The organism is Pseudomonas sp. CHM02, from assembly GCF_000612585.1.
In the GTDB taxonomy this organism is placed as follows: domain Bacteria; phylum Pseudomonadota; class Gammaproteobacteria; order Pseudomonadales; family Pseudomonadaceae; genus Aquipseudomonas.
Window position 1 is genome coordinate 150,186 of sequence record NZ_JFCA01000005.1, and the last position, 13,503, is coordinate 163,688.

Consider the following 13,503-nt stretch of genomic DNA (forward strand, 5'->3'; position numbering starts at 1 on the left):
GCCGGCTTGCCGGCGATAGCGGTCATTCAGGCGACGCGATACCCAGGCCGAACAATCTTCATGCTCAACGCACAGGTCAGGACAAACGGCACGACAATCGCGATCACCATCCCGATCACAAACATGGCGATGGAGTGCGGCACGATCGAAATGAACCCAGGCAACCCACCCACGCCGATCGCCGATGCCTGCACCTTGTTCAGCGACAGGAAGATACTGCCCAGCGCCGAGCCCACCAGGGCGGCATAGAACGGAAACTTGAAGCGCAGGTTCACCCCGAACATCGCCGGTTCAGTGATGCCGAAATACGCGGAGATTGCCGAGGTTGAAGCCATGCTTTTGTCCCGCGCATTGCGGGTGGTGTAGAACACCGCGAGCGCGGCGCTGCCCTGGGCCAGGTTGGACATGACGATCATCGGCCAGATAAAGGTGCCGCCCTGGGTGGAGATAAGCTGCAGGTCCACGGCGAGGAACATGTGGTGCATGCCGGTGATCACCAGTGGCGCATACAGCAGGCCGAAAATCGCCCCACCCACCATGGGTGCCAGGTCAAACAGCGTGACCACGCCTTCGGTAATCAGGATGCCGAGATGACGGGTGACCGGGCCGATGATGGCCAGGGCCAGCACCCCGGTGACGACGATGGTGGTGATCGGCACGACGAGCAGTTGAATCGCATTGGGCACCCGCGCCCGCAGCCATTTCTCGATCACACTCATCACGTAAGCCGCCATCAGGATCGGCAGGATCTGCCCCTGGTAACCGACCTTTTCAATCTGGAACCAACCGAAAATATCGAAGTACGGCAGGCTCTGGCCGTCGAGACCGGCGACTGCCTTGCCGTAGTTCCAGGCGTTGAGCAAGTCCGGGTGCACCAGCATCAGGCCGAGCACGATGCCGAGGATTTCGCTGCCGCCGAAACGCTTGGCCGCCGACCAGCCCACCAATGCCGGCAGGAACACGAACGAGGTGTTGGCCATCAGGTTGATCAGGCTCCACAGGCCATCCAGGTTCGGATAGGCCTCCAGCAGTGTCTTGCCCTCGATGAACATGCCCTTGGCGCCCATCAGGTTGTTCACGCCCATGAGCAAGCCGGCAATGATCAGCGCGGGCAGGATCGGCATGAACACATCGGAGAACACCCGCACCAGACGCTGCATGGCGTTGGTCTTGTCGGCGCCCTTCTTCTTCACGTCGGCGATGGTGGAAGCGGCGAGGCCGGTCTGCTCGCGCAAGGCGGCGTAGACCTTTTCCACTTCGCCGGGGCCGATCACTACCTGGAACAGGCCACCGGTAAAGAACGAACCCTTGACCAGATCGACCTGGTTCAATGCACTGCTGTTGACCCGGCTCGGGTCCTTGAGTGCCAGGCGCAGGCGGGTCACGCAGTGGGCAGCCTGCTCAAGGTTGTCGCTGCCCCCGAGGTTTTCGAGAATCTCGCGGGCAATGTTTGAATAGTCGTGGCTCATGCTTGGTTTCCACTTTGATTTTTTTATTTGGGGGCAGTCATTGGCAGCACGCCGAGGGCAAAAGTACTCGTCTGTACGAGTTAAAGCAACAACTCGTCTGTACGAGTTACAAAAAGTTTATTCCGTGTAGGAACCGGCGTGCCGGCGATGGCCCCCGTGAGACCGCCATCGCCGGCAAACCGGCGCCTACAGAAGGATCGTTCTCCGCAAGCCCAATGGACAAACCCCACCTGTGCCACTAAGGTTCCTGCCTGAACGCAAAGGCACAGAGCCATCCCCATGAGCAAATACAACCAGATCTATACGGATCTGCTTGCCAGCATCACCACTGAACGCCTGCAACGCGGCACGCGCCTTCCCTCCGAAACCGAACTGATGGACGCCTACCAGGCCAGTCGTGGCACCGTGCGTCGGGCCATCGAGCAGTTGCAGGAGCGTGGGTTTGCGCAAAAGATCCACGGCAAAGGCACCTTCGTGTTGTCACCCAACCCGATCGAGTTCCAACTGGGCGGCATTGTCAGCTTCCACGAAACTCACGCCGACCTGGGCGATGACGTGCGCACCGAAGTGGTCGAGTTCCTGCAGTTCCCACTGGAAGGCCCGCTGCTGCAACACATCGAAGCCGAACCCGGCACCCTGATTACCCGCATCAAACGGGTACGGCGCATCGGCGGCAAACGCGTGATCCTCGACATCAACCACTTCGTCGCCGATGTGATCCCTGGCCTGGACCGCTCGATTGCCGAGCAGTCGATCTACGCGTTTATCGAACAGACCTTGCAACTGCAAATTGCCTACGCCCAACGCACCATCGAGGCGTTGCCGCGGGGCAAGGACGACCAGACACACCTCGACCTCGAAGGTCAGAGCCATGTGATCGTGGTGAGCAACCAGACGTTTTTGCAGGATGGGCGGCAGTTCGAGTACACCGAGTCGCGGCATACGTTGGATAAGTTTTACTTTTCGGATATTGCGCGGCGGTAAAATCCACGCGCAGGTTTGGGGGGCTAACGGCTTGAGAGCCGCTCCCCTTAATCGATGGTGTAGCCCCGCCGCTGATCAAACTCCTGATATTTTCGGGAAATCGCAGGATCGTCTGAACGCCCTTCGACAGTGTCCGTCGTCACTAAGCCATTCAGGCCGCGGACGGAATGAATAGCGGCTTCCCATGCGCCTGACTCAAGCGGCGGTTCGATAAAGTTTTTCAAGTACTCATCCAGAATACCTTTATCAGGCATCTCGATCTCTTGACTCAAGGCAGATAGGTAGGCCGACTTATCCGTCCGCCCCCAATTGATCGAAAACCCTGCGCGATGACAGAGGACTGAATGAACCACCAGCATCGTTCTTCCATTGCCATCAAGAAACGGATGCCCGTAAGCAAAAAAGCCCATCACCAGCCCCGGTGACGTTTTAAGAACTGCCTTGTTTTGCCCCAAACGAAGCCCTTCTTCAACGGCTCTTTTGGCTTCGTACGGAAGGCAAAAACAGGTGCCTGCTTTAGAGATCGCCAAGTCAGGAGAAGTCGTCATCCTGTCAGTGCCAGCCCACGGATAAAGATCGCCAAACAGAAGCGCGTGGACCTGTAGAAAATCGCGATACGTGATCGTGCGTTTCTTCGCCAAATAGGCCATCGCGTCAGCAAGGTTCGCCGTAAACATGTCGTGTTCAAGCTGCTTGACGATATTGAGGTCTTTTTCACCCACAACGTTTCTGAGATAGCCCTTCGCGTCAAAGTCCTTGAATGGGTCAAACACGCTGCTTTTCCCTCAAGTAGTTAGTGAGCAGGTGAACAGCTTCCAGGCCGGTGACTTTTTTCTCTTTCTTCAGCGCGATGACCAAGTTCTCTATGACGTCAGTGCGAATATCATCTCCCGCCAGACGAGAGACATTTTCTGCCCACTCATCTGCGTAAGTCCTGATATAAGCAACCTGGCATGAAACCGCCAGATCCATCACATAACGCCGTAGTCCAGACTTAGGAATGATCAAGGCACCTGTTTTCGGATGACGCCTTACCGAGCTTTTTGGTTTCCGGGGAGCGGCGCGTTCATTGACATAAACCACTGACCGCCCACCAAGCGATAACTTGCGTCGAATTCGGCGGCTACCCTGTACGCAGATTTTTGCGTCTTTTGACGCCACTGAACGTCCGGACCCGGATTGGGTGACTTGCACAGACGCACTAACGCCCAACCGCTGAAGAACCTCAACGGCGAGTGTTTCAAGGTCAGCTATAGGAGTGACAACTCCCGAATCAGGGTGACACGAAGCTTTCGCGTAGATGCCAATGCCCATGCGGACGATCACGCCTTTGTGTATGAGCTCATCCAACGCAACAGATACCTGTGAATGCCCACCAAGCGCAGAAACATCCATGCGCAGGATCACGTTTCCCAGCATGCCATCAATAGCATTCTGCATACGCTCTTCCAGCTTCATGTACAGGCCTCCAAGATTGCGACCACTTACAGTGAGCGATGGCATCAGCTTGTTAATTCGAACAGAAACAACAAGGTAGCGTTGCTTCGTTTCGATTATGGGCAAGCCCAGGAAATTCTCCAACCCTTCCTAGCTTAAAGTAGAGTTTGTACGGGTCTCCGTTGGAAAGAAAGCACCGTTAACATTCCGGACAAGTGGCGTGGGCAATACCTCGAACGCAACCTTGGGCAGGAATGGGTGCAACCCATTTCTGAGGTTTATGGTGTGGAGCCCAATGAGCAGCGTATGAAGCTCTATTGCCTGCTGGATCGTGAAGCGGCCCCTCTTCTTCTGGCGAAGCAGCTTGTTACTGTTGAAATACGCAGCGACAAGACAAACAGATAAAACCATACGTAGAATGCCATCGTGGCTATGGAACACCTTCCTTCTAACCTCCTATGACCTAGGGGTTTCGCTCTCCACATTGCGCCTGCTTCTTGCAGGCGTTTTTACATCAGCTGTAGCACGACGCTGCAACTCGTCCATCACGGCGGCCAAGGGAGAAAATCAAGCATGAATCAGGAGCTGTTCCTACGTCGCCGTAGCAAAGTTCACGTACCAATGGGCACTGGCGGAGCTACACGGGCTCAGATTGCTTCGGCTGTCCGAGAAGTCGCGGCGTTCCGATACGTACTATCAGAACCTCTGATTGAGCAAGTCGGCAGGTTGTCAGCGACAGAACTCAAACACTGGCTGAGCGAAATTGTCGGGGTCCTTCAGCGGCAGACTGGTGCACATGTTCAGCACAGGCCGTTTTATCCTGACTTTCCAGAGCAAGTCCTAACGGCCTCAGAGGCGGAGTTGTACCTTAACGCCGTCATTCATTACTTCACGCTTCTACGTTTACCACCGACCGAACACGCTCGACCTGCGATGCTTGAAGGCAACTTCATAACTCGCGTGATCGAGCCGGGAAGCGTTTGTGAGTTCGAGTCACTCCTGGAACAGCTGATTTCATCGCGCACCTCACTCTCCGGAGAGGACGCCGCCGATGTCGCCTGGTTTATCCGAGCTTACAAAAGCGATGTGTTCCGAATGCTGCCTGAGGTCGTGCCGTTTCGGGAGATCCGTGCATTGGTTGGCGGCGCACTGATCCTGCATGTAGCTGGCGATGGACGGGTTGAGGCATTTCTGGAGCGAAACGTCGACACCGCGACTGACGTGCTACGACTCGCGGTTGCCCTGAATGGAGGAGACGTGTCACTGGCGACCGCGTCGACACGTTTCACTGCGATGAAGCGCTCGATGCGCCGTCTGCTGTTGCGCCTGCTCGACCGCATACCCAACGCTGCAGAAGACGTGATGCGGCATGCTGAGCGATGGAAACGACTCGCTGAAGTACTGCATCCAGGCGACTACGCCGATAAGTACCCACGAGCGCTAGCGGCGATCACGGCAGCGCGTCGCAACGAAGCGCCCGCTTCATTTGGATCACGTGTCGAAACCTTATTCGCTCAGCGCAATATCGCCACGCTTACGCCCCTACTACAGAGTCGTCCTGGTGAGTTCGCGCGACGGTTGGACGCGACCCTGCGACGTGCGGCGGAACCAGAGCTGGTTCTAGACGCGTTCGAGGCGGTTTCGGCACAAGTGTCCTCACCTATTCTATTGCAATTACTGGCCCAGGTACGCTCGCCGCGCCCTCTCCCTCTGCGAGCCTTCACGCCGAAAGGTGCACTGGCCAAAGTCTTTGCCATCAAAGATCGACGCGAATCTCTAACACCGGGCGTGTTGGCTCGTGCAGCCCGAATCTGCGAGGACGCTCTCGTAAAGCGTTTTGAGTCGCTGCCACCACTAGGTCGCTGTTTCATCGATCCCGCATTACGCGAGTACAAAGTACCGCTGGCACTGCGTGCCTCATCAAAATCACTACGTACGCTGGTGCGGGGTAGTCGATTGCCAATGCCCGACACCCGCTTCATTCGCCTGTTCCTGTGGTGGAAGAACGGCCGTGGACGCACGGACATCGACTTGTCCGCAGCATTTTTCGACGCCAACTTCGTGTTCAAAGAAACGGTCGCTTACTACAACCTTAAGGGTTACGGCGGCTACCACAGTGGTGACATCGTCGATGCACCGAAAGGGGCTTCGGAGTTTATCGACCTCGACCTTGATATCCTCGTCGAGAAGGGTATCCGCTATGTCGTCACGTCTATCAACTCATACACCGAGCAGTCGTACTGCGATCTTCCGGAGTGCTTCGCTGGCTGGATGGCCCGCGCCGACACGGCGTCGGGTGAAGTATTCGAGCCCAAATCCGTGTTCGACCGTATCGATATCGCATCCGACACAGTTATCTGCCTGCCATTCGTGATGGACTTGCAGGAGCGACACATGATTTGGGCCGATCTGGGACTCACTTCATCACCACGCTGGAACAACGTCGATAACAACCTCAGCGGGGTATCGTTGATGCTGCGGGCTTTGGTACATACACCACGGCCGGACTTGGAGACTCTGTTCGATTTACATGTTCGAGCACGGGGAGAACGAGTGGCTTCACCGCAGCAAGCACAGTCGGTGTTTGCACCTGATCAAGGGATAACACCGTTCGATACGGATTTGATTCGATCACAGTTTATCTAAGACCCTACACTAGCCTTTGCTGCAACTTGAAAAACATTTCTACGACCACGTCCCAAAATCCGTTGTGGCATATGATGAGTAGATACTTTCCCTATCGTTGGGCATTGGCCGACTTCTACAAAGCCTGGATGGTGATGCTCAGCGCGCTTCTCATTGCCTGCCAATCACCGCGCGAGGCACTGCAACACCTGGCTGATGAGCATGGCCGACAATTGGAGGTCCTGCCGGGACACAGCTTCCCCCTCTTGTTTCTTGCGCCGCACACTGCAGAAAAGATGACTCGCTTGCGTGTGTACCTGGAAGGCGATGGTCATTCCTGGGCCACGGCCACTCAACCCAGCCTGGATCCGAGCCCGCACAATCTGTTAGTACCACGGCTGGCGATCAATGATCCGACACCGAATGCGTACCTGGCACGCCCCTGCCAGTTCGTCATGACCGCTGCCTGTGAATCAGCACTTTGGACCCACCGACGATTTTCTCAGGAAGTGGTCACCCGCCTCAGCCAGGCGCTGGATCAATTAAAACAGCGCTACGGCAACAGTGAGTTCGAACTGGTCGGGTACTCCGGTGGCGCCGCGCTCGCATTACTGTTAGCGGCGCAACGCAATGACGTTACCCAGGTGCAAACCCTTGCAGGCAATCTCAGTCCACGCCTGTGGGCGACGATGAAAGGCCTGTCGCCACTCGACGGTTCACTGGATCCGCTGGACTATCGTAGTCGACTCGCCTTGTTGCCCCAGCGCCATCTCATCGGCGAAGCAGACCTGATCGTTCCAAGTCGTTTGGCGGACAGATATCAACAGGCGCTTGACTCGCCCCTCTCCGAATTCGTTCATGTACCGGGAGCAAGCCATGACAGGGGGTGGGAAGCGACATGGAGCCGATGGGATAAAACGCCATTGATGCATGAGAATCCTGAAATCAAGGGAAGATAGGTCCGCTTAGAAACATCCGAATACCACTCTTCTAGCGCGACCACAACCACTGCCTAAAAGTTTAATTTGTTGCTCAATTACCCCCGTAACACCGCGAAAAATAACGGTAACGTCGCATTTATTAGATTTTTTTCGTCACTTATCCTTTTTATGATGAATTGTCCTACAGGCATCGTGTAGATTCCCACGCGCTTGAATCAGCAATTCACTGACAAGCTGGCAGGGATGCCTAAAACAGACGCTGACGCGTGGGTTGTTCCCTGTCAGTTTCTGCCCTGTAAGGATACTGCCTTGAATATTTCCCACCTGCGCCGCTCTTTGTTGGCGCTGTCCGTCGCGACTGCTACTGCGACAGCATATGCCGTACCCGCCCCCGACTTGAACCACGACCTGAGCACAGGGGCATACAGCAGCTCCGGTGACGTATTCAATAACGCCACCTTCACCGGGACATCGCAAAACGCAGGTGTAGAGCTGACCAACGTGACCCTGGCGGGCAACCTGGTCAACCAGGGCAAAATCAACCTGACGGCTGCGACCCCCACCGACTTCCCGTCCGGTATCGCCATGACCCTCAATTCCAACGTCGGTGGCGACTTGGTAAATAATGGCGACATTACAGTGAGCGGTAACGCCGTCGTCGGGCTGGACCTGTATCTGGCAAAGATCGCTGGTGAAGTGAACAACAACGGCAACATCACTGTGACAGGCGCCAATGCCGAAGGCATGCTGATCACCTCGACCCAGGCGCGCATCAATAACTCGGGGACTATCACCGCGCATGGCATCGACTCTGTGGGTATCGACATCGAGAACGCACGCTTTACGGGTCAGATGACAGGCGCTCCCTTCCAGAGTGATATCAACAACAGCGGGACTATCTCCGCTGATGGGGTCGGTATCCGCTTTCGCAGTCTCGACACCTCCGTCGGTTCCGACAGCCTCTCTATCAGGCAGACAGGTGGCCTGATCGAAGGCGGCACCGCAGCCATTCTGGCGGACGACAATGCCCCACGTTCGTATTTCTACTGGGAGGGTGGCCAGGTCAAGGGTGACGTGCTGGGCCTGAGTGGTGTACTGGTGCGAGGGGACGCGCTGTTCGATGGCTCGACCATCCGCGCCAGTTACGTCGATATCGACGGTGGCCGCCTGACGCTGCTTCGCCCGCAGACTACGATTGTGGGGGACCTCGACATGGACAGCGCCACTGCGCGCCTGCGCCTGCTGCTGGACAACAATACACTGCCCAACACGCCGATCCTGAAAGTCACCGGCAATACCTTCTTCTCTGCAGGCAGCCAGATCGAACTGCAGGCGCGCTCCGATGACTTCCGCACGTCGGCCCAGGGCACGCGCTACACCCTGATCAACTCTGGCACCTGGGAAGACCCGCAGAACCTGTCCGTGGTTTCCTCCTCGGCGCTGCTTGAGGTGAGGAACTTCGGCATTGAAGGCCAGGACGTGAAAGCACTGGTTGCCACCCGCAGTGATGAGGTGATCACGCAAGACCTGATGAGCGCCCGTGGCTCGCGCAACGCGGTGAGCGCCATCAAGCCATTCAAGAACACACTCATGGGCCAACTGGACGAAAGTGACCCGGTATTCCAGCAATTCGCCAACGCCGCCTCCAGCGAAGAACTGGCCAAACTGGCCGAAAGCCTGACCCCCGACGTCAGCCGTGGCGCGATCAACGCAGCCACCAGCAGCCAAAACCTGGTTGCAAGTACCGTCAACCGCCGCGCCAGCAAAGCGCGTAGCGGCCTGTCCTCCGGTGATGTGCTGGCCGGGCAAGGCGTATGGCTGCAGGCACTGTCCAGCGATGCCAACCAGGACAGCCGCCACGGTATCGACGGCTATGACGCCAACACCAACGGCATCGCCGTGGGAGCCGACGGCAAGGTCAATGCCGATACCACCGTGGGCCTGGCTTACAGCTACCTGACCAGCGACGTGAAAACCGACCAGGGCAACAAAACCGACGTCAGCGGCCATGCACTGACCCTGTACGGCAACTGGGCGCGTGACAACTTCTTTGTCGACACCTCGCTGATGTACGGCTGGAACGACAACGAATCCAAACGCTACATCGCCGGCACCCGCGCCAAGGCCGACTACGACAGTGAGATCTTCGGCGTTAACGCGCTGGCCGGCTACACGTTCCAACTCGACAAACAGTGGCTGTTGGAACCACAAGTCGGTGCGCGCTATGCCAATGTATCGATTGATTCGTACCGTGAAAAAGGCAGCTCAGCCGCCCTCAACGTCGGCAGCCAGCGCTATGAAATCGGCGAAATGGGCCTGGGCGCTCGCCTGGCGGCCGCTTTTGACGTAGGTATGGGCAGCTTTGAACCGGAAGCCAAGCTGATGGCCTGGCACGATTTCATCGGCGACAAAGCTGGCACCACCTCCACCTTCGTGCTCGGCGGTACCCCGTTCACCACCACAGGCGCAACACCGGCGCGCGACAGCTACGAGCTGGGACTGGGCGCCAACTACCGCGTGGGCGCGTGGAGCGTGGGCGGGACATACACCTACCTGACCAGCAGCGGTTTCGACGCTGACACCTTCACTGCGAACGTGCGTTACGACTTCTGATCAACGTCTTCGCCTGAGACAACAAAGCCCGCCAATGCGGGCTTTGTTGTCTCAGGCTAATGGCATCCAGTACTAGCGTGGGCATGAAAAAAACGGCCTAAGCCGGTTCTTTCGTGCAGCACTGCGGGATCACTCCCACTCAATGGTCGCCGGCGGCTTGCTCGACACGTCATACGTCACGCGCGAAATACCTTCGATCTCATTGATGATACGGCCGCTGACAGTTTCCAGCAGTTCGTACGGCAGGTGTGCCCAGCGGGCGGTCATGAAGTCGATGGTTTCTACGGCACGCAGGGCAACGACCCACGCGTAGCGACGGCCATCGCCTACGACGCCAACGGATTTCACCGGTTGGAACACCACGAATGCCTGGCTGACTTTGTGGTACCAGTCGGCCTTGCGCAGTTCTTCGATGAAGATGTGGTCGGCGCGACGCAGCAGGTCGGCGTATTCCTTCTTCACTTCACCGAGGATCCGCACGCCCAGGCCCGGGCCCGGGAATGGGTGGCGGTAGACCATGTCGTACGGCAGGCCGAGTTCCAGGCCCAGACGGCGGACTTCGTCCTTGAACAGTTCGCGCAGCGGTTCTACCAGCTTGAGGTTCATTTCCTCAGGCAGGCCACCCACGTTGTGGTGGGACTTGATCACGTGGGCCTTGCCGCTCTTGGCACCGGCCGACTCGATCACGTCGGGGTAGATAGTGCCTTGGGCGAGGTACTTGATGTTGTCCAGTTTGCTGGACTGGGCATCGAATACGTCGATGAAGGTGCGGCCGATGATCTTGCGCTTCTTCTCCGGGTCGGACTCGCCGGCCAGGTTGTTGAGGAACTGGTCCTCGGCGTTGGCGCGGATCACCTTGACGCCCATGTTCTCGGCGAACATGGCCATCACTTGCTCGCCTTCGTGCAAGCGCAGCAGGCCGTTGTCGACGAAGACGCAGGTCAGTTGGTCGCCAATGGCTTTGTGCAGCAGCGCAGCAACCACGGAGGAGTCAACGCCGCCGGACAGGCCGAGCAATACGTTGTCGGTGCCGACCTGGGCGCGCACCTGGGCGATGGCGTCTTCAGCGATCTTCGATGGGGTCCACAGGGCTTCACACTCGCAGATGTCGAGGATGAAGCGCGACAGGATGCGCCCGCCTTGCTTGGTGTGGGTCACTTCCGGGTGGAACTGCACGCCGTAGTAACGACGCTCGTCACTGAACATGCCGGCGATCGGGCAGCTCGGGGTGCTGGCCAGGATATGGAAGTCTTCCGGCATCCTGGTGACCTTGTCACCGTGGCTCATCCACACGTCGAGGCCGAACAGGCCGTCGGCGTCGACGTGATCTTCGATGCCGTCCAGCAGGCGGCTCTTGCCGACCACGTCTACACGGGCATAACCGAATTCACGCAGCTCGGAACCTTCAACCTTGCCGCCCAGTTGCTCGGCCATGGTCTGCATGCCGTAGCAGATGCCGAAGACCGGTACGCCCAGGTCGAATACGGCTTGCGGGCAGCGTGGGCTGTTGGCTTCGTGCACGGACTCTGGGCCACCGGCGAGGATGACGCCTTTCGGTGCGAATTCGCGGATCGCTTCGTCGTCCATGTCGAACGGATGCAGTTCGCAGTACACGCCGATTTCACGCACGCGACGGGCGATCAGCTGGGTGTACTGGGAACCGAAATCGAGGATCAGGATACGGTGGGCGTGAATGTCGAGGGCCATGAAGTCAGTCTCGTCTAATGAATCAGAAACAACTCGGGGCTGAAGAACAGCCCCGGTTACTTAACATTTTGCTGGAAGCCTCAACCTACGCGGTAGTTTGGCGCTTCCTTGGTGATCTGCACGTCGTGGACATGGGATTCAGCCATGCCGGCGCCGGTGATCCGTACGAACTCTGGCTTGGTGCGCATTTCTTCGATGTCGGCGCTGCCGGTGTAGCCCATCGAGGAACGCAGGCCGCCCATCAGTTGATGGATGATCGCGCTCAGGGTGCCTTTGTACGGCACACGGCCTTCGATGCCTTCCGGGACGAGCTTCTCGGCGCCTGCCGAGGAGTCCTGGAAGTAACGGTCGGAAGAGCCTTGCGCCTGGGACATGGCGCCCAGCGAACCCATGCCACGGTAAGCCTTGTAGGAACGGCCCTGGAACAGTTCGATCTCGCCTGGCGCTTCTTCGGTACCGGCGAACATCGAGCCCATCATCACGCAGGAGGCACCGGCTACGATGGCCTTGGACAGGTCACCGGAGAAACGGATGCCGCCGTCGGCGATCAACGGTACGCCAGTGCCTTCAAGGGCAGCGGCGACGTTGGCGATGGCGCTGATTTGCGGCACGCCGACACCGGCGACGATACGCGTGGTGCAGATCGAGCCAGGGCCGATACCGACCTTGACTGCGTCGGCGCCAGCTTCGGCCAGGGCCTTGGCGGCAGCGCCGGTGGCGATGTTGCCGCCGATCACTTGTACTTCAGGGAAGTTCTGCTTGACCCAACGTACGCGATCGATCACGCCTTTGGAGTGACCGTGGGCAGTGTCGACCACCACCACGTCAACACCGGCAGCGACCAGGGCCGAAACGCGGTCGCCGGTGTCTTTACCGGTACCGACCGCAGCGCCAACGCGCAGACGACCTTGGTCATCCTTGCTGGCCAGCGGGTAGGCCTTGGCTTTTTCGATGTCGTTGACGGTCATCATGCCTTTGAGGGCGAATTTGTCGTCGACGATCAGCACGCGCTCGATGCGGTGCTTGTGCAGCAGTTCGCGCACATCGTTCTTGTCGGCGCCTTCCTTGACAGTGACCAGGCGCTCTTTCGGCGTCATCACTTCGCGGACGGTGACTTCAAGACGGTTCTCGAAACGCACGTCACGGGAAGTGACGATGCCGACCAGGTCGCCATCGTGCAGTACCGGAACGCCGGAGATGTTGTGCAGGCGGGTCAGGTCGAACAGGTCACGCACGGTGGCGTCGGCTTCGATGGTGATTGGATCTTTCACCACACCGGCTTCGTAACGCTTGACCTTGCGGACTTCGGCAGCTTGCTGCTCGATGGTCATGTTCTTGTGGATGATGCCGATGCCGCCTTCCTGAGCCATGGCGATGGCCAGACGGGCTTCGGTGACGGTGTCCATGGCAGCGGAAACCAGGGGAATATTCAGCTCGATGCCACGGGTTAGGCGGGTCTTGAGACTGACTTCGTTAGGAAGCACCTCGGAATAACCGGGCACTAGGAGAATGTCGTCGAATGTCAGAGCTTCTTGGCTGATACGCAGCATCGCGGGGGCTCCCGAGCGGGAAAATGGAAGCGCGCCATTATATACATGCACCCTGTCAGGCTCAATGTAAAACTCTGACAAACTTGGTAATACTGATAGATGGAGAAAAACAGCCACTGCGGGAGCCGGCTTGCCGGCGATGAGGCCCTTGAGCCTGGCGCTCGACCATTGGGCGCC

The 13,503-nt window shown here is 57.9% G+C and carries 9 protein-coding genes; 4 read left to right on the forward strand and 5 right to left on the reverse strand.

The genetic code is table 11. From position 1 onward, the window contains the following. Positions 1-26 precede the first annotated feature (26 nt). Positions 27-1,469, reverse strand: a complete 1,443-nt coding sequence (gene treP / locus BM70_RS0104325; protein ID WP_025854856.1) for a PTS system trehalose-specific EIIBC component — start codon at positions 1,467-1,469, stop codon at positions 27-29. A gap of 279 nt (positions 1,470-1,748) precedes the next feature. Here treP and treR point away from each other — a divergent pair, with 279 nt between their 5' ends. Then, positions 1,749-2,453: a trehalose operon repressor gene (gene treR, locus BM70_RS0104330; RefSeq protein ID WP_025854857.1), complete on the forward strand. Its 705-nt coding sequence runs from the start codon at positions 1,749-1,751 to the stop codon at positions 2,451-2,453. Between the two features lie 47 nt (positions 2,454-2,500). Here treR and BM70_RS0104335 read toward each other — a convergent pair whose 3' ends face one another. Together BM70_RS0104335 and BM70_RS32985 are read right to left on the reverse strand one after the other, a co-directional pair. Then, a complete protein-coding gene (locus BM70_RS0104335) occupies positions 2,501-3,226 on the reverse strand; it encodes a Fic family protein (protein ID WP_025854858.1) in 726 nt (241 codons plus the stop codon). Next, positions 3,219-3,911, reverse strand: coding sequence for a hypothetical protein (locus BM70_RS32985; protein ID WP_043274159.1), 693 nt, complete (start codon positions 3,909-3,911; stop codon positions 3,219-3,221). The genes BM70_RS0104335 and BM70_RS32985 overlap by 8 nt, the downstream gene beginning before the upstream one ends. Positions 3,912-4,823: 912 nt before the next feature. On the opposite strand from BM70_RS32985, the gene BM70_RS0104355 reads away from it, so the two are divergent. The 3 genes from BM70_RS0104355 to BM70_RS0104365 all read left to right on the forward strand — a co-directional run bounded on the left by BM70_RS0104355 (position 4,824) and on the right by BM70_RS0104365 (position 10,069). Further along, complete coding sequence (locus BM70_RS0104355; protein ID WP_256220876.1) at positions 4,824-6,536, forward strand: TerD family protein; 1,713 nt, start codon at positions 4,824-4,826, stop codon at positions 6,534-6,536. A gap of 74 nt (positions 6,537-6,610) precedes the next feature. Further along, positions 6,611-7,474, forward strand: a complete 864-nt coding sequence (locus BM70_RS0104360) for an alpha/beta hydrolase (RefSeq protein WP_051556737.1) — start codon at positions 6,611-6,613, stop codon at positions 7,472-7,474. Between the two features lie 291 nt (positions 7,475-7,765). Then, positions 7,766-10,069 (forward strand): autotransporter outer membrane beta-barrel domain-containing protein, encoded by a 2,304-nt coding sequence (locus BM70_RS0104365; protein ID WP_025854864.1) that lies wholly within the window; start codon positions 7,766-7,768, stop codon positions 10,067-10,069. 129 nt (positions 10,070-10,198) lie between these two features. Here BM70_RS0104365 and guaA read toward each other — a convergent pair whose 3' ends face one another. Both guaA and guaB read right to left on the reverse strand, forming a co-directional pair. After that, positions 10,199-11,776, reverse strand: coding sequence for a glutamine-hydrolyzing GMP synthase (guaA, locus tag BM70_RS0104370; protein ID WP_016971976.1), 1,578 nt, complete (start codon positions 11,774-11,776; stop codon positions 10,199-10,201). An 80-nt stretch (positions 11,777-11,856) separates the two neighbouring features. After that, positions 11,857-13,326 (reverse strand): IMP dehydrogenase, encoded by a 1,470-nt coding sequence (gene guaB, locus BM70_RS0104375; protein ID WP_010207937.1) that lies wholly within the window; start codon positions 13,324-13,326, stop codon positions 11,857-11,859. Positions 13,327-13,503 lie beyond the last annotated feature (177 nt).